Origin of the sequence: Ezakiella coagulans (assembly GCF_003096635.1) — a bacterium.
In the GTDB taxonomy this organism is placed as follows: domain Bacteria; phylum Bacillota; class Clostridia; order Tissierellales; family Peptoniphilaceae; genus Ezakiella; species Ezakiella coagulans.
Window position 1 is genome coordinate 12,193 of record NZ_QEKV01000005.1, and the last position, 22,534, is coordinate 34,726.

The window sequence follows — 22,534 nt, forward strand, 5'->3', positions numbered from 1 at the left end:
ATATCACCTATGGAATCGGTTGATCTGTAATGAGTTTTCCGAGCCAAATGGTCAAAACGTCAACTGACGGTGCCATGATTTGGCTTGCGTATGCGTCTCTCATGAGTCTTTCGAGCGGACCTGATTTGTTATAAGCTTTTCCGCCGCCAACTCTCATTGCGTCGATTGATGTCTCAATTGCTGCTTCACTTGCTGCGATTCTTGCTGCAATAATATCAACAACTGCATCTGCATCACCTCTAACAGCTTTATCTGCTGCGTGAGCTGTAAGTGCTGCTGCTGCATTTACACGGTTGTAAATTTTTGCAAGGTGAATTTGAACTGTTTCAATATTTGCAAGGCTTGATCCGTCAGGATATTTTCTTGCTGTTGCATGTTCAACTGCAGCTCTTGAAATTGCACGTCCAAGTCCGGAGTAAACACTTGCAAGACCGAGAATAAAGAACGGTGCAACAATTGAGAATACTTGACCAAGTCCGCTTCCCCATTCGCCGATTTTGTATAATTCATCGAGATGTACATCGTTTAATTCCATTGGGCATGAAGCATTTCCTCTCATTCCCATACCGTGCCAATTTTCCATTTCGAATTTCAAGCCTTCGCTTCCGAGTGGAACTACCCAGTTGTCGATTTCGCCTTCCTTCTTTGAAGGAGCCAAAACTAAATAATAGCTTGCATATTCTGCAGATGTAACCATTGACTTTTTACCGCTGATAACAGCTTCTCCGTCAAGGTGTTTAATATTAAGTTCCGGTTTATAGAAGTGCGTTCCTGTTCCAAGTTCACTGTATGCGAGTGCACAGAATTTTCTTTCATTAATAACTTCGCCTACAATTTTTTTCTTAAGTTCTTCTGAACCTTGTCCTAAGATACACATAAGTGCAACATTGTGCATCATATAGCAGAGACCGACTGTTGCACAGCTTTCTGCTAAACCTTGGCAAACTTGTGAGTGGTCTTTAATTGTACCGCCTTCTCCTCCCATTTCCTTTGGGATCATTAATTTAAAAAATCCTTCTTCTCCTAATTTGTCAAAAATTTCTTTTGGAAATCTTGCTTCTTCATCAATTTTTGTCGCAATCGGATCCACATATTTTTTCGCGAATTCTCTTGCTCTTTCGTATGAATTCATAATATAAACCTCCTTTAATAGCTTATATTTCAAGTATATCACAACGATTTATCAATATCCAATAGAAAATTTCAATCGTTTTTCAGATTTTTATTTATAAACTCTATAATGATAATTTTAATTTTAAGCTTTTAATAATTTATTAATTAAATTAAATTTTATTATAATATTAATTTATAAATCATATAAACATTTATATAACCAACATTCAATCTCAAAAATAATATAATCTAAATAAAAATATTTCCAAAGATTTTTTTCACATCAAATTTAATATTATTTTTATATTTTTACTTGAAAATATTTCTTTTGCAGTTATATTGGCAAGTAAATTTTTAAACTCATCAAAATATATATATAATTAAAAACATTAATATAATTATAAATTACAATAGATAATATATTTTAATGTTTTTTCTAACACAAAATTCTAGAAACTCACACCACATTTCCTATTGAAGGAACTGAGTTTTGTTGTTATAATATAATAAGAATAGTAAGGGAGGTTTTTACATGAAACTATTAATCATAGGTGCAGGCCCAGGAGGTTATGAAACTGCAATTCGTGCAGCTCAATTGGGTCACGATGTTACACTTGTTGAAAAAGGCGAACTTGGCGGAACTTGTTTAAATATCGGATGTATTCCGACAAAAACACTCGTCAAAATTGCAAGTTTATATAAAGATATTAAAAGAAGCGAAGAATTCGGCATCGAAGTCGAAGGCTACAAGTTAAATGAAGAAGTTATTTACGAAAGAAAGAAAAAAGTTGTAAAGTCACTTCAAGATGGAATCGATTTCCTTTTCAAAGGTTATCCGAACCTGACATATATAAAGGGCTTTGCATCTTTTAAAGACAGCAAAACTGTTATTGTTAAGAAAAATGAAGGTGGCGAAGAAGAGCTAACATTCGACAAATGCATTGTTGCAACCGGATCAAAAGATATGAATCCGCTTCCGGGAAAAGAGCTTCCAAACGTTTTAAGTTCGACAGATCTTTTAAACCTTAAGGAAATTCCAAAGTCCATGATTGTCATTGGAACAGGTGTCATTGGTCTTGAATTTGCCTCAATCTATAGCATTTTCGGAACTGATGTAACAGTTATCGGAAACAATGTTTTCAAAGTTTCTGACGGTGAAGTTCAAAAGAGACTTAAAAGTGTTTTAAAATCCGACACGCTAAAATTTGAAGTAAAGCAACGTGCACAAAAAATTGAACAAGACGGCGACCTTTTGAAAGTCACAACAAAAATGACCGGCAAAGACAAGGAAAAAGAATACAACGCTGAATATGTACTTGTCGCACTCGGAAGATCTTGCAACACTGACGGTTTAAACACAGAAGCAGCAGGACTTAAAACCGAAAAAGGCGGACTCGTTGTCGACGAAAATCTTATGACAAATGTTGAAAACATTTACGCAATCGGTGACGTAATTTACGGCAATACACAACTCGCTCACCTTGCATCAGCTCAAGGCATTTGGCTGGTTGAAAAATTCTCAAATGTGAAGACGAAAATTCGTTTAGATCTCGTACCATCTGTTCTATACACAACTCCTGAAGTTGCAATGATTGGAAAAACAGAAGAAGAACTCACCGAAGAAGGAACAGAGTTTATTAAATCGAAATTCCTCTATCAATCGAACGGAAAAGCTCTCTCCGCATCTGAAACAGAAGGATTCGTAAAAATTATCGCAAGCCCGGACAAAAAGAAAATTTTGGGCTGCCATATATTGGGTGCCGAAGCAGACTTTATGATTCACTTTGCAAATATCGCAATGACAAACGATCTATCAGTTGAAGACTTGACCGACATGATCTACGCACACCCGACAGTGAGTGAAGTCTTTAAAGACGCTGTTGAAATGCTTGAAGATAAATCAATTAACACACCGAACACAAATAAATAAGAGAAATAGAGAAAGGCGCTTATTGCGCCTTTCTTGTTGTTTGTGGGTCTTTTCGTGATAAACACTTGATTCAATATTTTAGTCGCTGCGACGTACTTGCCAGTACGCCTCACTCCAAAAACACTTCATCTTAACCGTTTCTCATCAAATTATCATCGCAAACTGATTATATATCTGCGGTCTATTTGCGAATTATTATGTATGAAAATTTAAATGACGCCGTAGCGGGACGGACTGTGAAGTCCTTCCTGTGCCCAACCGCATGAAAAAGAAATCTTCGATTTCGTATTTGAACGCGGGAAGGGTGCCGCCCATTTTTGTGTACGTGGAATATGTAGTATCACCAACAACGGGGTACCCTTAAAAAATCTCAAACCAAAACCAAAAATAATTTTCACGCCTATATTCGCAATAAAATATCTAAACAAGAACCATTTGCTAATTTTCAGCCAAACTCCACCGTTATTTGCGTGGATATTTTGATGAGATGCGCCGTAAACTCAATTTTTGATTGCGCAGGTGTGCTCAAGTGCACTCCGAGCAATCAAATAATTGATGTTTGCAAGCAGGTCGCAAAATAGACCGCAAATAAGAAAAAGACGCCCTACATAATCAGGCGTCTTTCATAATTTCCTTTTTCAAATCCATCCCATCCTCAAATGAAAAGAACTTCTCTCCGTCACCGACCATAAAAGTCGGTACGCCGACATTGTTTGCAGCTTTCGTTATATCAAAATACGGATCAACGTCTCTGTATTTTAAAAACAGCTTCAAATTTTTCATTGAATCGGTTATGTCGACAATATTCACGTCAACCCCCGAATTTTTTACATACTCAATTGCCGGAGGACAGTCCGGACATTTACTTGAAACAAAAAGTGTTAAATCTTTCATAATTACCTCCAAAACATATATACCCAAATGACTTCGGTTATATAGTTTTCCGATAGATTATCTTCTAATCTTAATTTTTATTATATCCGAAAAATTTCACCATAAATTTCACGCCTGCACCGAAAAGTGCAGTTCCGAGTCCGGTGTAGAAAAATGCAATATATGAGTCGGGAATAAGGGAATATTTTCTGATTAAAATTCCAAATGTCATCATAAATGCCATAATGAGAAATGATTTCACATCGAAAAAATTCCAGAAATACTTCTTCTCTTCTTTGTATGCCCTGATTCTTGTGTTGTGCTTGTCGACAAGTTTTCCAAATACCATAAACCAGAATATGAGCATGACCGCAATCGACAAAAATACATTTAGAATTGAGAAATTGTCCATATATGCTTCGATGCCAATTTTTATTACGTTGAATCCCGCAAACATCCACACAATACCCGAAATGAATAAAAGCGTTCTCTTCTTAACCATAATACACCTCCAAATGTTATTTATATCTATATACCCAAATAAAATCTTTTTCGAACATTGTTCATATTGTTTTGCGAGATAAAAATATTTAAAGGCGAGTATGATAAAATATAAAATTTAAATGTATGAGGTTTCGGGTTATAATTTTATAAACACAACGATATGCAAATAAAAGAGCGAAACCAAAACCTTCGCCCAACATTTTCCATCTTGGCGGCGATACGCCTTTTTATCTCATCTCACGACGAAATCATAGATTTCTGTTCGATGGATAAAAAAACCGGTCGCCGTTACGGATAGCGTGCAAAATTTGTATTGCGATATCGCCTATACACGTGTGTTTATCTACATCTCATGCGTCGGGACGTAGCCCGACGCTACAATCAACGTAATCACATACAACAATAATTCATATACAGTAATTTATTCTAACCTTGCAATTTTATTTTTGCGTATAATTTTTACGACATATGATTCTACACATCATTGTGAGTTCCCCAGAACGTAACGGCGGGTTATATCCCGCCGCAATATATTTCGTATATGCAATTTACAACTCTAACAACAACGGTGTGTTAATAAAATATCGAAACAAACCCCAATTCATAAATCAATCCCATCATTGTATGCTCTATATATTATCCCTCCTTTGCTGCGACACGATTTTTTATCTCATCTCCTGGCGAAATTAAAAATTTCTGTTCGATGAATATGATGTGTTCCCAAAACCCACCGTTACAGCAGTGCGCACACACCTCTATAAAAAAACACCATGGAGACGCAGTGTTCCCGAGGTATTTTGTCACACCACATTCTTCGCTAAAATGGATGAATAACGCCGCTTTGGAAGAAGCGACCAACCGAGGCGTATTGGTAAATACGTCGCAGGTTGGGAACTTCTGAAAAGCAAGTTAGTCGCCATTTTAGCAAGAATAATTCCGTGCGAGACTTTTTTGGAGTGAGGCGTGCTGGCAAATACGTCGCAGCGACTAAAATATGAATCAAGCGTTTATCGCGAAAAGGGCCGCAAATATTCTCACCAATTTGCGTGGATATTTTGATGAGATGCGCCGTAAACTCAATTTTTGATTGCGCAAGTGTGCTCGCAGAATAGTATAAATAATAAAATATAATTTGCGATGATAATTTGATGAGAAACGGTTGTATGAAGTGTTTTTGGAGTGAGGCGTACTGGCAAGTACGTCGCAACGACGAAAACACGGAATCAACCGTTTATCGCAAATTAGCGCGCAAATAAAAAGAAAGGCGACATAGCCTTTCTTTTTGTTCATTTTATTTCATTGAATCTGCAATAGCTTTGGCGAGCTCCTTAATCTCTCCCACTTTTTCTTCGTCGAGTGACGATTTAAGAGAGATTGTTTCGCCGATTTTTTCAAGTTTTGAACTTTCCAAAATTTCTTCTGCAATTTTTTCGGCTCTTCCGCCCCAGCTCATGTTTGTGATAACTGAGACTTTTCTATTTTGGAAGCCGGTGCAAACGAGTTCTCTTAGGAATGCATCCATTCTCGGGTAGAGATCGGTGTTGTAGTTGATTGCGGTGTATACGAAGTTTGAGAATTTGTGTGCATCGGAGATGATGTAGCTGTAGTCGTATTCTGAAACGTCGTAAATGTGAATGTTTTTCACGCCATTTTCAGAAAGTTCATAAGCAAGCATGTCCGCAGCTTCTTCTGTGTTTCCGTACATTGAAGAATATGCAATCAATACTCCGTCCTCTTCGCTTTCAAAGCTTCCCCAAGTTTTATATTTTTCGATGAAGTATTCGATTTTATCTTTTTGTCTGTGAATCGGGCCGTGCAAAGGCAAAATCATTTTAACTTCTTTGCCTTCAAGTTTCTTTAATATAGCTATAACAGAACGTCCTTGTTTGCCGACTATGTTGATGTAATATCTTCTTGCTTCGTCGATAAACGCTCTATCCATATCAATTAAGTCGCTTGAGTAGTGTCCTTCAATTGCTCCGAATGTTCCGAAAGCGTCAGCACTGAAGAGTTCTCCTTCGCTTGACAACACAAACATTACTTCCGGCCAGTGGACCATCGGTGCAAATATGAATTCCAGTGTTCTCTTTCCGATTTCAAGCGTTTCTCCGTTTTTAACTTCCAAATATCTATCTTTAAATTCATCGCCGAAAAATTGTTCCAAGAATTGGAAAGTTTTTTTATTTCCCACGAGTTTACAATCCGGGTGATCCTTTAAAACCATATTAATTGCTGAGCTGTGGTCCGGCTCCATGTGAGTAATTACAAGATAGTCGAGCTTGTCTTCGCCAAGCGCATGGTTTAAATTTGAATAAAAATCATTAATAAAAGATGCGTCAACAGTATCAAAAAGAACTTTCTTTTCATCCTTTATGAGATATGAATTGTAGCTTACTCCGTCCGGCATCGGGAACATATTTTCAAATCTCGCCGTACGTCTGTCGTTCACTCCAATTCTATACAAATCATTTTCAAGTTGTTGATAAAAAAACATATCGCTCCTCCTTATTTTTCTATCTAAATTTTACCATATTTCGTTAAATTTATCAATTATATTTCGCTCTATAATCTCATTGTTGCGAACTCTTCGGAAAATTCTCTTACAATTTTCTTAAACTCTTCCGGCAATTTTCGAAACACTTTCTCTTTTGTTTCAGTGTCAATCGGATAAATAATTTCTGCAACTCCACCAGCAATTGCTGCAATTGTGTCCGCATCGCCGCCGATTGAAATCGAGTTTTTCAAAACTTCCGAAAAGTTCTTCGAGTCATTTAAGATTGTGATGCTTTCGGGAACTGTATTTTGAATTTTTTCGGAATATTCATAATTCTCTCTCAAATATTTCACATTCGTAAGATTTGTTCCGTATTCATTTTTCATAAATCCCCGAATGTCAAAATTTCTATCAATTTTCAAGTGCTCCGCAAGTCTCACAAGTGCTGTCACCCATTTTATACTCTCTTCGTGGTTGTGACTCACATTTGTGATTCTCTCTGCAATTTCGATTTTTTCCGGAAGTGTTTTTTTAAGATAATACACCGGCGAAATTCTCATTGCTGCACCGTTTCCAAGTGAGCCGTATGGAGTTTTATCGAGAATCCACTGCCTAAATCTCACACCATAACTCGAAGGATATCGCCTTGCAAAGTCCGCCATCGTGTCCGCAATGTTTTCAGTTGAAAAATCATTCGACAAACAAATTTTCATTACTGCAACAGTTAGAATTGTGTCGTCTGTAAAAGTTGACTGCGGTGTAAAAAGCGGTGCATCGGGATTTCTGTTGTTTCCAAACTCATAAGGTTCTCCGGCAATATCTCCCGCAATCGCTCCCAAAATAAGATTCATATTAATTTTCCTTTGCTTTTTTTATTGCGTCGGTGACCTTTGGAACCATTTGTTTCTTTCGGCTCAAAAGACCCGGTGCAAAAAATTCGTTTTCCTCGATTTTTTCTCCAAATTCTCCCGCAATTTCGACTCCATATTCCCCGCAAACAAAAACTATTGAGCTTTCATCAAAAATATCCGTCACTACAAATACAAATGTGTCGTTGCCTTTCTCTTCTCTAATTTTTTTCATCTCTGAAATAATTTCGGATTTGAGTTCCAAAACGCTTTCTTTATCGAGCGTAAAAATTTGTGCAATGCGAACGCTTTCTTCCATAATTTTAAATTCTTTTACGTCCATATTTAAAAGTTCCGAAACAGATTTACCTTTGACAGATGTGCCCGCTTTAAACATTTCATTTGCGTATTCTTCCGGCTCGATTTCAGCATAGAGTGCCATTCTTTCAAGCATTCTTCTGTCATCATCAGTGGTTGTCGGACTTCTGAAGTAAAGTGTATCAGAAATTATTGCAGATGAAAGAAGACCTGCGACTTCCTTTGTCGGTCTTATTCCTTCTTCAAAAAACATCTTGCTTATTATTGTTGCAGTCGAACCCACCGGTTCGTTTCTAAAGAACACCGGAGAATTTGTAGAAACAGGCTCGATTCTGTGGTGATCGATGATTTGAATGATCTCCGCTTCATCAATATTGTCGATTGACTGTGCTTTTTCGTTGTGGTCAACCAAAATCAGTTTCTTAGGTTTTCCCGTAATCAAATGATATCTCGAAAGGTTTCCGACAATTTTTCCTTCGTCATCCAAAACCGGGTATGAGCGGAATCTTGTCTTTGCAAGTTTTTCCTTCACTTCGTCAACCGTGTCGTTTATATTAACAGCATTAATCTCGCCGCTTGTCATAACAAACTCTGCCGGAATTGAAAGAGGAAGAAGACGTGCTGCCATAAAACTGTTGAGTTCTGTGGAAAGAACGCTGATATTTTTTTCACGTGCTTGCTCCAAAATCTCATCTTTCATTTTGTAGCCGCCCGATACAATTATAAGACTTACGTCTCTTTTGATTGCATCAATTTGTGCATTGTCCCTATCGCCAACAATCACGACATCGCCTTTTTTAATTCTGTCGCCAAGTTCATCCGGTTCCATTGCATAAACAACCATCTTTCCTGTGAGTTCACGTTTTGCTTCATTCAAAACCTTTGCACTCAAAACGTCGACGATGTTGTTTAAAGGCGTGTTTGAACGATGAAGAATCATATCGTCCCAAACATTCATATATGACTTCGTCACATCAGAGAGGCTCAAAACTCCCAAAAGTTTGTGATACTCATCAGTTATCGAAAGAAGAAGTGTCTTTTTCTCCTGTAAAAGTTCAATCGCTCTTTTTACCGGCGTATCTCTGTAAATTATTGTCGGTTCGTCGAGTTCCAAATCGTGCACCTTTAGTTGCATTGAAGTTTTTAGACGTGGTTCATCCACATTAAAATGCTCCAAAACAAACTTAGTTTCATTGTTCAGTTCTCCAAGTCTTATCGGCTCAGCCTCAGCTCTGCCCGATTTTTTCAAAAACTCCGCATAAGAAATAGCGGAACAAATTGTATCCGTGTCCGGAACTTTGTGCCCGGTTATATATACCTTTACCATAAAATCACCCATTATTTATTATAATTACTGTTTTGTGTCATTTTAAACGAGCGATAAATCGCCTCAGTTAAAATTAGTGTCGTCATGTGATGAAGGAGTGTCATCCTTCCAAAACTTATCTTTTCATATGATTTTATCATATTGTGGTCAAAACCATAGCTGCCGCCAATCACAAAAGATATGGTTTCACCTATATTTTTCGATTTTATAATTTCATTCTTAAATTCTTCGGAATCCGGATTCTTTCCGTTCGCATCCAAAAAAATAATCCTTCCGCTCGCTGATTCAATCGCCTTTTGTGTTTCATCTCGAAGCTTCTCATTCAAGTTAGACTCATCTTTTTTAAGCTTAATCTCTTTTAAACTCACGATTTGAACTTTCTCATAAGGACTTGTTTTCTTTATAAAGTCATCAATTATAACTTGATATTCCTTTGGAATTTTTCCGGTTTCAATAATTTTTATCATATTTCAATCACCACACTCGGTCTAAATCTCGACGAAACAAAAACCGGCACATCGAGTCCCGCTTCCGCAATTGCATTTTCAACTGTGAGTTTCGCGAGCGTTTCGTCATTGTTAAAAAGCGAAATGTGCCCAATCATAACAGCTTTTGTCCTGTCTCCGATTGCATTTATAAGATACTCCGCACATTCAAAATTCGAGAGATGTCCAAAATCACCTCGCACTCTTTCCTGAAGTGCCGGTGTATACGGTCCATGCTTAAGCATAATCGGGTCAAAATTTGCCTCCACATAAAAAAAGTCCGAATTTTTTGTAAGGGCCATAACTTCATCGGTTATAACGCCCGTATCCGTTATTACTGAAATCTTTTTCCCATCGGACTCTAAAACATATCCCAACGGATCTGCCGCATCGTGGCAAATTTTAAAGGGTGTCACAACAATATCTCCAATGCAAAAAGGGCCATCTATAAAGTGGAGAAGCGATTCATCTATTTGCTTCATCTTCATAGTAGCCATTTTAAAAGTTGCTCGATTTATATATACGGGCGTTTTGAATTTTCTCGAAAGAACACCCGCACCGCTCACATGGTCGTCATGCTCATGAGTTATAAGAACACCCGACACATCCTCAATCGAAAAGCCCGCCTCGGCGAGAATGTTTTTCGTTCTCACTCCGGAGAGCCCCGAATCGATAAGAATGCTCGTATTATTTGATTGTATCAAATGCGAATTTCCGTTTGAACCGCTTTGAAGTGAAAAAAACTTCAAATTAATCACCTAGTCTATCTGTATTATCGCGCCGTTGTCAAGAGTCACTCGAAGAGCAAGATTTGCAAGGCCGCTTGTAATTTTGTCTATATTTTCAACACTCGGAAGATTAGACGGATTAAAATAATAGTTGACCGAAACATCAACAATTGTACGTCCCTTTGCAAGTGGATCTCTGATAATTTTTAAAAGTTTACGCTTCGGATCTCTTATAGAAATCTTGCCGTCAAGTTTATTTATTCCGGAAAACGCCTGATATTTTAATCCCGTAATACCGTTTTCATTTAAATATACAATTGCAAATGCGTCTTCGAGAAATAGGCCACTCTCCGGCTCAACTTCTTCAAATTCAACTGTATAAAGCTTTCCATCAGCTTCTGAAATTCTTTGCACTTTAAGATTGAAATCAAGTCCGCGTTCCTTTAAGAATTCAAGTGCAAAATTCACTGCATCTTCCTGTGTTTCGATTTTTGTATCCGTCTTTTCCGGCTTGTCAACATAAATAATTTGCTTGTTATTTAAAAGAATTAGTGACTTGTCACCTTCCTTAAATGTCGAAGATTCCGGTGTCGATTTCACAAGTGGACTGTCGAAAAATTTATACATAATCTCGTCATCCGTAAACACTTTATAATTGAGCTCCAAAATGTCCGTCGTGATGCTTTTTGGAATCTCCGCATCAATCTTGATATCATGGTTTTCCAAAATAGGCTCAATGTCAAAATTATCGACTCTGTCCTTGTTTCGAATATAAATGAATGACAACAAAAACAAATCGATAAATATAAAAACATAAATCATAAGAGTTTTCGCTTTTTTCCAGTCCATAAAATCACCTCAACTCCACAACATTTATATTTCCGGTGTTTTGTCCGTTGTACATGAAAAATGCATCATCGCCTTTTAAAAATGCAGCTTTATATGCACCGATTTCCGGCTTTCTCGAAACTTCCATATACGCCTTCACCGTAACGGAATTATATTTAAAATAAGTTATACGATTATTCTTTATTTCCGCCTCATAAAATTCGCCGTCCTTTAAATAGTGTGGCAATTTTCCTTGGCAAAAGACAATTTTAAATCCGTTATTTTGGATATTTTCGATAGAAAGAATTCGATAATCCGAAAATGAAAGAAGCGAAGTCTTTATAAAATTCTTAAATGCAACGAGTGAATCGAAAAGATTTGAATTCATCTTCCCCGGCCCCGGACTTCTAAGATAAACTATATCGCCGTTTTTCTTAATTTCGATACTTGCCGTTTCACTCGAATATATATATGAGTATCTTTCATTTATTTCGTAAATATTTTTTGTTCCCAAAAACTTTTCCGCAAAATTCTGTCTATCTTTTTTGCTGAAAGACGAAATTGGATTTTGCACAACCGAAAAAGCGTTCACGCCTTTTGTGGATTCAGGAACAAAGAATTTATCAAAAAGTATTGAATTTTTAAACTCTTTCGTATGAAATTCGACGTCAAATTCCGCCGACTTCATTCCGACATCAGTTTTTATATAAAGTCTTTTTTCCTGATTGTCTATAAAAAATTTATTAAATGATTCAAAAGGCACATCCCCGATTCTTGAATCCACCGAAAGATTTAAAAGTTTTACCGGTATTTCAAATCCTGAAATTGCAAGATAGCCGCGATGCATAAGTGGAGATTTATCTCTCGACTCGCTAAGCTTTTTAAAATCCAAAATATCTTCGTCTTCGTCACGAAAGCTCTTTGAATTAGAAATAACTTTCGCAACAAAATCTGACAAATCGTCTGACGGAATCGCATCCAAAAGCTCTTTGTTCGGATTTGTGCTGTAAAGCCTTTTATAGCTTATTACATTTTTATCGTCAACCTTGATGGCCTCGTTTTCTCTCACATTGTCTTTAAAAAGAAGCTCGTACGAAAGAAATATTGACAGCAAAACAAGCACGCTGAGTACAATGCTTTTAAGCCTCTCCATTATCTTTCACCGCCTTGAATTTTAGTGTAAACGTAGAACCGTTTCTACCGTCACTTTCAACTCTGATGTCGCCGTTCATGCTGTTTACCATTTCCTTTGCAATAGCTAGCCCGAGACCTGTGCCGCCAAGAGCCCTTGAACGACTCTTTTCAACACGATAGAACCTGTCAAAAATTCTCTTTTGATCTTCAGGTTTTATACCGACACCATTGTCAGAAACACTAACATAATTATTTATGCCATCTGTCGATGTTGAAACATTTATCACTCCACCGTCAGGAGTGTATTTTACGGCATTTGAAATAAGATTTATGATAACTTGAAGCAAGTCTTCCTCATCCGCAAGCACGGAGAGCGAATCCTCGTAATGCTCATAAATCGACATATTCTTTTCCTTCGCCATCAGTTTCATTCTTTCAACCGCCGAGTGCGAAAGTTCATTAATTGAAACCGGCGAAAGCTTTTTCTCTTCGGTCTTGTAGTCAAGCGTTGTAAGAATCAAAAGATCACGCACTATGTGTGCCATTCTGTCCGATTCGTTGTCGATTACAGTCAAAAAGCTCTTTGCAGTCTCGTCATCGACTGGATATTTCATAAGCGTTTCCGCATAACTCTTTATAGATGTGATCGGAGTTTTTAGTTCGTGGCTTACGTTTGCTACAAATTCACGTCTCATATCCTCGAGCTTTCTTTCCTTTGTCATGTCCTGATAAACCGCAATAACTCCCCCAACGTTCAAGTCTTTGTCCTCAAACGGTGCATAAAGAATTCTGTAGTTTTTGTCATTTAAAACAAAGTCTGCTTCTCCTGCAAGTGTAAACGGATTTTGGAAATTGACCGAACTTAATCCGAGCGTCTTTAGGTTTAATTCGATGTCCGAAAGCGGCATATCTTCTTTCACCCCGAAAAGATTTCTTCCCTTTTCATTTATGTGAATGATTTTTCCAAACTTGTCAACCGCAACAACACCTTCGATCATTTGGTTGAAAATAGTGTTCAGTTTTGCACGTTCAAGTTCAGTTCTTTGAATATTATTTTTTAACTCGACAGCCATTTGGTTAAACATACTGGAAAGTTGTCCGATTTCGTCATTACTCTTAACCTCGACTCGTTGATTGAAGTCACCTTCACTCATCTTCTTTGAAACATCTGTTACCTGTCTTATCGGTCCGGTAATTCCCGACGCAATAAAATAGCTTAGAATAATTGTTATTAAAAGTGCAATAAGTCCCGAGTCAAAAATGATTCTCTTTGCACTTTGAAGAGTTTTTGTGATGACATCCAGATTTATAATAGCATAACAAAGCCCCTTAACTTTATTGTCGACACCCGTTATCGGCACAACCAAATGTGCAGAACGAATTCCCGTTTCATAATTCTCCAAAATAATTCTCTTCTCAATTCCTGCATATCCTTCTTTTATGAGTGCTACATTTAACTCCTCAATATTATAAGCGTATTGCCCATCATAAGTCGATAAATCATCGGTTTTTGAAGCAATAATAGTTTCAAAATCTTCGCTTGAAAGCACAAAAATATCATCGGTATCCGAAAAACGTCTTTCATTCAAAGACGCCTTTATACCTCTGATATTTTCATCTAAAAGCTCACCCGAGAAATAACTCGAGCTTGATAGGAGCGAATTTATTTGATTTTTTACGCTCATAATTCTATCGTTTGTGAGCGTTGAATCGAGCCTTCCTATAATGGACGTCGAAACAATGAGGAGCACTGCAAGCACAAGTAGAAAATAAATTAAAACAAATCTCCACTTAATTGAACGCATCTCTATCCTCCAAAGTAATAACCAATACCCCTCTTGGTAATAATATATCTCGGATCTTCGCCCGGTTTTTCAATCTTTTCACGCAAACGTCTAATCGTAACGTCGACAGTTCTGATGTCGCCGAAATACTCATAACCCCAAACTTCTTGAAGAAGTTGCTCACGAGTAAAAACTTGGCCTTGGCTGTCCGACAAAAACTTCAAAAGCTCGAACTCTCTTGTTGTCAAGTTCACACTTGCTCCGTCAATCTGTGCCTCATATTTTCCTGAATCAATTACAAGGTCCCCATATTTTGTGAGATCTCCTGCAGTGTTCGGCGTTTGCACACGTCTAAGATTTGCCTTGACACGTGCAATAAGTTCTCTCATTGAATAAGGCTTAACTATATAATCGTCGGCACCGAGTTCAAGACCCAAAACCTTGTCCACTTCTTCTTCCTTTGCTGTCAGCATAAGAATCGGGAAAGTGTAAGTCTTTCTCAAAGTTTTAAGCACCTCAAAACCGCCTATGCCCGGCATCATAACGTCAAGAAGCATAAGGTCACACGGCTTATCATAAACCGCTTCAAGTGCTTCCTTGCCGTCCGGAAAAGTCTTTACTTCAAAGCCTTCCTGCACGAGATTAAATTTTACTATATCCGTAATCGTTTTTTCATCGTCAACTACATAAACTAAATCGTTCAAAGGTATCCTCCCTTTTTAAAACACTTTTAATCAAGTCTCAGGCATCACCTGTTCTACTATAATTATATATTAAAATCTATAAATATGCAAATGGCGTATGTGAGAGGAATCGAACCCCCAGCCTTTCCCTCCGGAGGGGAACGCTCTATCCATTGAGCTACACATACAAATAAAATAAGGAAAGGTTTTACCCCTTCCCGAATTTTGGCGCACCTGAGAGGAGTCGAACCTCCGGCCTCCGCCTTAGGAGGGCGTTGCTCTATCCAACTGAGCTACAAGTGCAAATTGAAATGCCGAAGCTATTTCTTTGTAATTAAAATACGATCAATAACACCGTCGGTCATCTTTTTAATTGAAAAATCATAACCTTCATACGAATAAACGTCACCTTCGTTCGGCTTATTTCCCGCCTCACCTGCAAGTCTTGCAACAAGACCACCAAGTGTGTTTTCCGAAGAATCAATATTCATATTGTGATTATTTTTCAAATCCTTCAAGAAAATGCTTGCTGAAAAAGTTCCGTCAAGCTTCTTTATGTTATACTCTCTGATAACAATGAACTTAAGCGTAATGAAAATCAACACGATACTTACAGTTCCAAGCACAATATCAACCATGCCGTCTGCGAACACAAGCATCTTTCTCGCTATAACAAACAAAACAAGCGTCAAAATGTTTTCGTTTTGATGGCTTATAATCATATAAATAAGCTCAATCCCGACGACCAACATCAATGCATGCTTCAAAAAATCCGAAAAAGCTTTATAGCTTATGATTGAAGATGGATTTTTTGCAAATTCCCAAATATATCTGAATAAATCAGGAAGCCCTGCGATAACCGCAATCAAAATGATCACGCAAATCGCATATTCAAGCACATGGAGCATTTTTTTCATAATTTCATTTGGCGTGCACTTCATAATATTCGCATTCCTTTCAAAAGATTATAATAATTATATCACATGGCACACTTGGTGTCAATCACAAAGACACCCAATTTATGTACCCCCGAAAGGGGGAAAAACTATTTCTCAAGTTTTTTTGTAAGTTTTAAAACGAGTTCTGAAAGTTCTCCTCGTTTTAATAATCCCTTAGGATTAAAAGTTTCGTCTCCATTACCTTGAACAACTCCAAGATTTGTGAGTGCATAAACCGCTTCTTTTGCCCAATCCGAAATTTCTTTGTCGTCTTTATAAATAGGCTTCATAAGATTTGTGTTGAAATTATAGCCGTAAGCTTTCAAAATTCTTATGATAATCGTAGCCATTTGTTCACGTGTAAGAGTCTTGTTCGGCTCAAAATGCTTTTCATCAACACCCAAAACAATCTTCTTTGATGCTGCCCAATTAATAAATGCTGCATAGAATTCATTACTGTCGACATCTTCAAAGATGTTTTTGTTAAACTCCGCAGGATTTATATTCATAAGCCTTCCAAGTGCAGTCACAAATTCGGCTCTTGTTGTCGGTTTTTCCGGCATAAACACTGTCTTATTTGCAAAGTCGTTAAAGATTCCCTTGTCGAAACATTCGACGATTGCATTTTTTGCCCAATGCGAATTGTAGTCTGTGTTCACATCTGCGGTTGTCTTTTTGCCTTCGTCTTTAACTATAACAGTTTTGTTTTTCTTTTCCTTAGTTGCATCTTTTTTGTTATTTATTCTTCTGTGCGGTTTGAAATAATCATGTCCTTCTTCCGGAGTGTATGGAACGAACGGAACATCCGGTTTTTTATCCGGTTTTCTCATTTCAGCTTTCCAAATTGCTGTAACCGTCAAATCTCCATCAACTACAATTGTATCTCCCGGATTTTTCTTTTCTCCCTTGACCATCCAACATTCAAAAGATTTGCCACTTGGTGCATCAAAGCCGTTTAGCGGAAGTTTTATCGTAGCTCCGACTTCAGCTTTAATGTCTTCCATATTGTCACGTCCGCCGTTTCTTTCAAAGTGAATATTTACATAAACCTTTTCTTCTTTATTTTTGTAGATTGCACGAACAGTTGTATTTTTGTCAACATATATAGTTTCGAATGGATTCATAGTCTTACCTTCTACATCCCATCCTGCAAAAACTTTTCCTTCAGGAATTTCAAAGTTGACTTCAGGCAAAGTGAAGTCTTCACCTTTTTTAGCCTTAAATTCTTGCACTGTTTCGCCGTTACCTTTGTCAACTTTAACCGTAACTTCTTCATTTGCTACTTCTTCAATCTTATTTTCAGTTGCCTTCGGATCATAAATATAAGTCTTTACGCTCGCATTATACGCATAGTCGACAGCACGAACAAAGATCGTGTACTTGCCGTCGTTTGAAGTGTATTCTTCAAGCATTTTGTTTGCTTCGAACGGTTTTCCGTTTACAAAAACTTCTTTAAGCATTATGCTTCCTTTGTCACCGTTGTCAACTTTGTCCGTTATCGTTATGCCTAATCTTGAATTTTCTCCACTGATATTATAGTCATCGCCTTGAACTTCAGGCTCAATTGTAATTTCAGGCTTTGTGTTGTCAATTCTGATTATATGTTGTGCCTTGAAATTATCCGGTGAATTGCCCGCATAGTCCTTTACATTCCAGTCCATAACATCTTTGTCCTTGCATGGGATTTCAACTCTGAACGGTCTGTGGTTATCGCTTGTTAAGTCCCCATAGATAAGGTACTCGTCAACCATGCTTTCGTTTATTCTCATGTGCCAGTTAAAGCCGCCCTTGTCGCCTACAACGCCTTCAACAACAAGTGGGCTCTTCTTTATATATAAAGTTCCATCTTTATCAGGGTTAAATGTTGAAGTTTTCATATCGAGCTCAGGACCGTCTTCGTCATAATATAAACAGAAACCTTTTGATTCATAAACATCAGCTTCATTGACTTTGTCTTTTGTCTCAGCCTTAAATACTTCCATTCTAAGCATATTGAATCCTGGCAGAATTTCTATATCGACATATTCTTCAGACTTATCGCTTGAATAATATTTTGCGTCTTCAATAGCTTCGAGGCCTTTCTTTCCAGGGTTGTAGCATACAAGTTTTATAGTGTAACCATCCGCAATTTTAAAGGATGTTCTTACAAAATATCTCTTTTTACCGTTATTATCCTCAATTCTAACTTTGTTGTTGAAATCACCTGTTGCCGAGTCTTCAATAGAACGTAATTCAGGTATGATTGGAGCTGTGCCTTCTTTTTTCTTAACTTCTTGCTTTGGCATTCTAAACTTTATCTTGCTCTCACCAGCTGAATTCTTAACTATTAGTGCAATCTCTTCTCTATAATCGATACCATTTTCGTTATCTACATCATCTTTATTTGCATACAAGTCGAACTCAAGTGTCTTTTCACTATCATCATAGTTTAGTACACTTACTTTTCCTTTCTTTTTTAGATACGCCATAGCTTTAGATTGGAAGTATACATTAGTAGACTTAGTTACATTTGTAACTTTACCTCTAATGTTAAAGCCGCCATCTACATTTGGAGTAATAGCACCAATAAGGCCAGCTTTCTTTAAATCAGAAAGACTTTCTTTCTCAAATTTTATAGGATCTCCATTTTCATATTTTTTTGGGAATCCTTCATCATCAAGATCGTTCCAGTCTGCATATACGTCGTCCTCAACTTCTTCCCCAGTAACAAAGTCATATCTCTTAGCTTTTATAGGTTCTATTATCTTCTTTTTAAGATCAGCTTCCTTTAAATCTCTATATGATGCATTTTGATATAGCTCAAACTTAGGTTTTTCTGCGAAATTGTATTCTGAAGCTGTCTCTTCTTTATCATTTGCTTCGCCATTGTTTTCCCTTTTACCAAATTTTTCAGCATCTAATTCAACAGTTTTAATTAGAGTATTATCTTCGTAAAGATCGACTTTAGTCTTTCCTTCTACAGCTTCATTAAATACAAGTTTATACTCCTTACTAGCATTTCCAGCACCATCTACTGCTGCTATAAGAAGTGTATTTCCTAAGAGTTCTTTACTCATATTCTCAATTACATATGAGGCATCTCCATCTTTATAAGCTGTAAGGTCTTTGCCACCTACTTTAGCTCCTAAATACCACACTTTGCCTTCTATTTCATCAAATTTCTCAGGGTTATTGATTTGATCTTGATGGTAAAGAGTTTGTCCAGCAAAATCCTCCTTTTGTTTGTGATACTTATCTTTAGCAATTATTTTAATCTTATTCGGCTCGCTCACATCTATGGATTCAATAGTTGGTCTTGTATTGTCAACCTTAACTGGTATATATGACTTTTGCCATGGATAATCAGGCGTTAGTCTATACATAAACTCGTAGTAGTATTGTCCTTCAGCAACCGGATATTCTCCACCAATAATCTCTTCATATTCTTTTCCGCCAAATTCTTTCTTTTCTACATGGTGAGGATTATATATCCTTCCGTCCCACTTAAGATCACCTAATATCTTTAGTCTACTTGGTTTAAGTCCGGATGCTGTATTTCTTTTAGAATTTAGTATACCACGAACAAATTGAGAAACATTCATAACCTTAAGTGTTCTATTTTTTGACTCATCCACTATAGAAATCTTTGCATTACTTGCTGATCTTAAGATTAGCGGTGATGGTGTAACGTTCGGATTCTTCTCAAACTTTTTTAAAATTGTACTTCTATAATAGTTTTCAAACACAATGTTGTTTAAGCTAAATAGTTCTGGATCTTGTTTTAGCTTCGGATTGCCATCTCTTGTGTTTTGTATAATGCCAGCCGGATGGAAGTCATCTATATCGTGATCTCCACCTACACCTGAGTTCAATGTTCCCGGTCTTTTCGGTTTTCCATTCTCATCATATCCGACAACTTCAGCAGACTTCGAGCCTTCTTCCCATGCCCATTTATCTATAATCGGCTCGTTGTTCCAATCGCCTGCAAAGCCCATAACCGGCATGCTTAGGCTAGGATTTGCTTCTTCATCTTTTGATTCAAATTTAATAAAGCTTTCGACGAATTTATTGTGTGCATCCCCTGTCTTCATTGTTGCGGACAAATTGAAGTTTGAGTTTGCAGGAACTGTAATTTCTTCAGTATCAAACTTTATCTCTGCTCCGTTAACAATTTCCGGGTGAATTTCTGCAACTGTCTTACCCTTATCCTCAGTGCTACCCAATTCATCAAGTTTAAGCTTAGAAATATATCCATCTGTTGTAACAGGTGACGCACTTACAGTAAATTTAATATCTTTGTCAGATGTGTTTGACAATGTAATAGTAAATGTCTTTTCTCCAGTTTTAATTTCTCTCAAGCTTACAGAACCGTAGCTGTTCGTTTGTCCATCGCTTCCCAAAGCTTTTGATGAAACGATAACATTGTTCTTTGTTGCTTTTAAAACGTTTATAAGTCCTGCACCTTGTTGTCTCGGTGAGGCAAATAAATATTTTCCATCGTTTTCTGTCGTTTCATCAAGCATTGGAGATGCTGTATTTTGTAGCATAATTTTTGTAAGCGATACCAAATCGATGCCCATTTCTTTCAAAGCTTGAGCATTAACAAGCTCTTTAAGTCTCGGTCTGATAAGAACTGTCGAAGCTGAAACAACCGGTGTTGCCATCGATGTTCCGCTCATATATCCGTATCTTGAATCCTTCATCGGATCATTCCCTACGACATTCAACGTTGAATAAATATTCTTTCCCGGAGCTGAAACGTCAGGTTTCAATAGAAGGTCGTTTCTTGGTCCCCAGCTTGTTGAACCGGCCGGAACGCTTCGTTGTTCATCAAGAACTATATCGTCTACATTGAAGTCAAGCATAAGCTTGTGTTCTTGTCCTACAGCCGGCTTTAATTCATCGTACTTTTTCATGTCAACACGATACTTACCATTGGATTTATAATCTGTGTCTCCATTGTACTCTTTGATCATCGACCAAAGCTTAACTCCATCTTCTCCTGAAATTGAAAATACTTGTACTTTAGTCTTTTCATCTTCTTCATATCCCATAGCCGGAATTGCTTCCCAGTCATCTCTATTGTAGTATGAAACTGTGTTTACAACAATTACACCGACAGCACCTTTGTCGCGAACCTTCTTAAATGCATACTTCATGTCTGTAGAGAAGATTCTATCCATAACTACAATTTTGCCCTCTAAGTCTTTACCAAGTATATCTTCATCTTGACACTTTCCTAGATATACAAAGCTGTAATCACCGGCTTTAAACTTATTCTTATCAAAGAATGCTCCTATTTGTGAATATTTAAATTCTTTGTCGCCAATCTTAACAGCATTAAATCTGATTTTTGTATTTCTTGCAGAACCTACCGCAATTGCGTCTTCATGTGCTGCAGTTCTTGTAACGTTACCTGTATCGGTCATGTTAAGTGCGTTGTTAGCATATCTGTCCCATGAAGAGTCCGACGAAGCAGTCGCATAGTTACCTGTTGCAACGCAAACCGGAATTCCCTTTTCACGAAGTTTTCTGATTGCCCCCCAATACTTCTCGCCCTTTAAACCGGTTCCATGGAAACCTGAGCTGATAGAAATAACATCGACATCATGCTTGATGCAGTCCTCAAATGCATGGAACATCGTTTCATCTCCTGCAAAAGCGTCGCTTGTATATGTGTAAATCTTGTAGGACAACACTTGTGCATTAGGTGCAATGCCTCTGATACCTCTGTGATTTTTCAAATCTTCATCTGTAGCATTTGCAGCCAAAATCCCGCCGATGTGCATTCCGTGCGGATCGTGATAAAAACTTCCGTCAGGATAATTGTCGACAGTATCCTTGCCGCCGTCCATATAGTTGAATCCGTGCGGAATCTTCATCGACATACCGAACTCCGTCGGTTTTTTTATCTTTGCAACTTTTTCAGCTTCCGGATCAAGACGCATATCCTTGTGTCTTGCATCCATTCCGCTGTCGATATTTGCAATGAGCATTCCTCTTCCGTCGAATGCTCTTCCGATTGAATTTTCATCTGCACCGATTTCTTTTAAATAGTCACTTGCTTCATTTACATGAGTAAGTTCTCTTGCATTTTCCATGAGTGGAATAACTTTTTCGGCTCTTTCAACACTTTTTACTCCATCAATGTGAAGAATATAGTCCAAAAATCCATCTCCGGTCTCAACAGCAAGACCATTAAATAAAATATTATACTCGTACTTAATTTCCGTTTGCGGTAGCTTTAAAAGTGCTTCCTTAACCGCACTTCTCATCTCTTCAGAGCTGAGCTCCACAATATAAACTGTTTTCTCGCCAAAATCTTTTTCGGTTAAAGCATAGCTAACCGGCTGAACACCTTCAGCAAAATTTCTGCTCCCATTTTCTGACACATTGTCTATCATCATTAGACCGTTTCCATGTGTCTCAACATCGGTCTTGCTCTCTAAGAGGTTGACCGTTTCCACGTTTTCACTTGCACGAACATTTGTTGTCAGTCCGACCATTGAACTGAAAATCATTGCTCCCGCAGTGAACAAACTCAACATTCTTTGTCTCATAGTTTTCT

15 protein-coding genes and 2 tRNA genes are annotated in these 22,534 nt (G+C 37.5%); 1 reads left to right on the forward strand and 16 read right to left on the reverse strand.

The window, feature by feature from the left end:
* Positions 1-7 precede the first annotated feature (7 nt).
* Positions 8-1,132 carry an acyl-CoA dehydrogenase family protein gene (locus C7381_RS04845; RefSeq protein ID WP_116480099.1) on the reverse strand — a complete coding sequence of 375 codons (1,125 nt, stop codon included), beginning with the start codon at positions 1,130-1,132 and terminating at the stop codon, positions 8-10.
* 513 nt (positions 1,133-1,645) lie between these two features.
* On the opposite strand from C7381_RS04845, the gene lpdA reads away from it, so the two are divergent.
* Positions 1,646-3,043, forward strand: a complete 1,398-nt coding sequence (gene lpdA, locus C7381_RS04850; protein ID WP_116480100.1) for a dihydrolipoyl dehydrogenase — start codon at positions 1,646-1,648, stop codon at positions 3,041-3,043.
* Positions 3,044-3,655: 612 nt separating this feature from the next.
* Here the strand turns inward: lpdA and C7381_RS04855 are convergent.
* The 15 genes from C7381_RS04855 to C7381_RS04925 all read right to left on the reverse strand — a co-directional run bounded on the left by C7381_RS04855 (position 3,656) and on the right by C7381_RS04925 (position 22,526).
* A complete protein-coding gene (locus tag C7381_RS04855) occupies positions 3,656-3,937 on the reverse strand; it encodes a glutaredoxin domain-containing protein (RefSeq protein WP_116480101.1) in 282 nt (93 codons plus the stop codon).
* Between the two features lie 70 nt (positions 3,938-4,007).
* Positions 4,008-4,418 carry a hypothetical protein gene (locus tag C7381_RS04860; RefSeq protein ID WP_116480102.1) on the reverse strand — a complete coding sequence of 137 codons (411 nt, stop codon included), beginning with the start codon at positions 4,416-4,418 and terminating at the stop codon, positions 4,008-4,010.
* Positions 4,419-5,711: 1,293 nt separating this feature from the next.
* On the reverse strand, positions 5,712-6,914 hold the full coding sequence (locus C7381_RS04865; RefSeq protein ID WP_116480103.1) for an FprA family A-type flavoprotein: 1,203 nt from the start codon (positions 6,912-6,914) through the stop codon (positions 5,712-5,714).
* A 68-nt stretch (positions 6,915-6,982) separates the two neighbouring features.
* Positions 6,983-7,765: an ADP-ribosylglycohydrolase family protein gene (locus tag C7381_RS04870; protein WP_116480104.1), complete on the reverse strand. Its 783-nt coding sequence runs from the start codon at positions 7,763-7,765 to the stop codon at positions 6,983-6,985.
* 1 nt (position 7,766) lies between these two features.
* A complete protein-coding gene (locus tag C7381_RS04875) occupies positions 7,767-9,407 on the reverse strand; it encodes a putative manganese-dependent inorganic diphosphatase (RefSeq protein ID WP_116480105.1) in 1,641 nt (546 codons plus the stop codon).
* Between the two features lie 11 nt (positions 9,408-9,418).
* On the reverse strand, positions 9,419-9,874 hold the full coding sequence (locus C7381_RS04880; protein ID WP_034547481.1) for a 23S rRNA (pseudouridine(1915)-N(3))-methyltransferase RlmH: 456 nt from the start codon (positions 9,872-9,874) through the stop codon (positions 9,419-9,421).
* Complete coding sequence (locus C7381_RS04885; RefSeq protein ID WP_165803600.1) at positions 9,871-10,641, reverse strand: MBL fold metallo-hydrolase; 771 nt, start codon at positions 10,639-10,641, stop codon at positions 9,871-9,873. The genes C7381_RS04880 and C7381_RS04885 overlap by 4 nt, the downstream gene beginning before the upstream one ends.
* 9 nt (positions 10,642-10,650) lie before the next feature.
* Positions 10,651-11,469: a two-component system regulatory protein YycI gene (locus C7381_RS04890; RefSeq protein WP_116480107.1), complete on the reverse strand. Its 819-nt coding sequence runs from the start codon at positions 11,467-11,469 to the stop codon at positions 10,651-10,653.
* 4 nt (positions 11,470-11,473) lie between these two features.
* Positions 11,474-12,601 (reverse strand): hypothetical protein, encoded by a 1,128-nt coding sequence (locus C7381_RS04895; RefSeq protein ID WP_116480108.1) that lies wholly within the window; start codon positions 12,599-12,601, stop codon positions 11,474-11,476.
* Positions 12,588-14,387: a HAMP domain-containing sensor histidine kinase gene (locus C7381_RS04900; RefSeq protein ID WP_116480109.1), complete on the reverse strand. Its 1,800-nt coding sequence runs from the start codon at positions 14,385-14,387 to the stop codon at positions 12,588-12,590. The genes C7381_RS04895 and C7381_RS04900 overlap by 14 nt, the downstream gene beginning before the upstream one ends.
* 2 nt (positions 14,388-14,389) lie before the next feature.
* Complete coding sequence (locus C7381_RS04905; protein ID WP_116480110.1) at positions 14,390-15,070, reverse strand: response regulator; 681 nt, start codon at positions 15,068-15,070, stop codon at positions 14,390-14,392.
* A gap of 91 nt (positions 15,071-15,161) precedes the next feature.
* Positions 15,162-15,237, reverse strand: a tRNA-Arg gene (locus tag C7381_RS04910).
* A gap of 38 nt (positions 15,238-15,275) precedes the next feature.
* A tRNA-Arg gene (locus C7381_RS04915) sits at positions 15,276-15,352 on the reverse strand.
* 17 nt (positions 15,353-15,369) lie between these two features.
* Positions 15,370-15,990, reverse strand: a complete 621-nt coding sequence (locus C7381_RS04920; RefSeq protein WP_116480111.1) for a transporter associated domain-containing protein — start codon at positions 15,988-15,990, stop codon at positions 15,370-15,372.
* Between the two features lie 104 nt (positions 15,991-16,094).
* Positions 16,095-22,526: a S8 family serine peptidase gene (locus C7381_RS04925; RefSeq protein WP_245893760.1), complete on the reverse strand. Its 6,432-nt coding sequence runs from the start codon at positions 22,524-22,526 to the stop codon at positions 16,095-16,097.
* Positions 22,527-22,534: the final 8 nt, after the last annotated feature.

What these genes read in the sequence shown, in the direction of transcription:
- C7381_RS04920 (WP_116480111.1), bottom strand. Translation starts at nt 15,990, where the DNA reads ATGAAGTGCACGCCAAATGAAATTATGAAAAAAATGCTCCATGTGCTT.
- C7381_RS04895 (WP_116480108.1), bottom strand. Translation starts at nt 12,601, where the DNA reads ATGGAGAGGCTTAAAAGCATTGTACTCAGCGTGCTTGTTTTGCTGTCA.
- C7381_RS04870 (WP_116480104.1), bottom strand. Translation starts at nt 7,765, where the DNA reads ATGAATCTTATTTTGGGAGCGATTGCGGGAGATATTGCCGGAGAACCT.
- C7381_RS04845 (WP_116480099.1), bottom strand. Translation starts at nt 1,132, where the DNA reads ATGAATTCATACGAAAGAGCAAGAGAATTCGCGAAAAAATATGTGGAT.
- C7381_RS04900 (WP_116480109.1), bottom strand. Translation starts at nt 14,387, where the DNA reads ATGCGTTCAATTAAGTGGAGATTTGTTTTAATTTATTTTCTACTTGTG.
- C7381_RS04860 (WP_116480102.1), bottom strand. Translation starts at nt 4,418, where the DNA reads ATGGTTAAGAAGAGAACGCTTTTATTCATTTCGGGTATTGTGTGGATG.
- C7381_RS04890 (WP_116480107.1), bottom strand. Translation starts at nt 11,469, where the DNA reads ATGGACTGGAAAAAAGCGAAAACTCTTATGATTTATGTTTTTATATTT.
- C7381_RS04875 (WP_116480105.1), bottom strand. Translation starts at nt 9,407, where the DNA reads ATGGTAAAGGTATATATAACCGGGCACAAAGTTCCGGACACGGATACA.
- C7381_RS04855 (WP_116480101.1), bottom strand. Translation starts at nt 3,937, where the DNA reads ATGAAAGATTTAACACTTTTTGTTTCAAGTAAATGTCCGGACTGTCCT.
- C7381_RS04880 (WP_034547481.1), bottom strand. Translation starts at nt 9,874, where the DNA reads ATGATAAAAATTATTGAAACCGGAAAAATTCCAAAGGAATATCAAGTT.
- lpdA (WP_116480100.1), top strand. Translation starts at nt 1,646, where the DNA reads ATGAAACTATTAATCATAGGTGCAGGCCCAGGAGGTTATGAAACTGCA.
- C7381_RS04865 (WP_116480103.1), bottom strand. Translation starts at nt 6,914, where the DNA reads ATGTTTTTTTATCAACAACTTGAAAATGATTTGTATAGAATTGGAGTG.
- C7381_RS04925 (WP_245893760.1), bottom strand. Translation starts at nt 22,526, where the DNA reads ATGAGACAAAGAATGTTGAGTTTGTTCACTGCGGGAGCAATGATTTTC.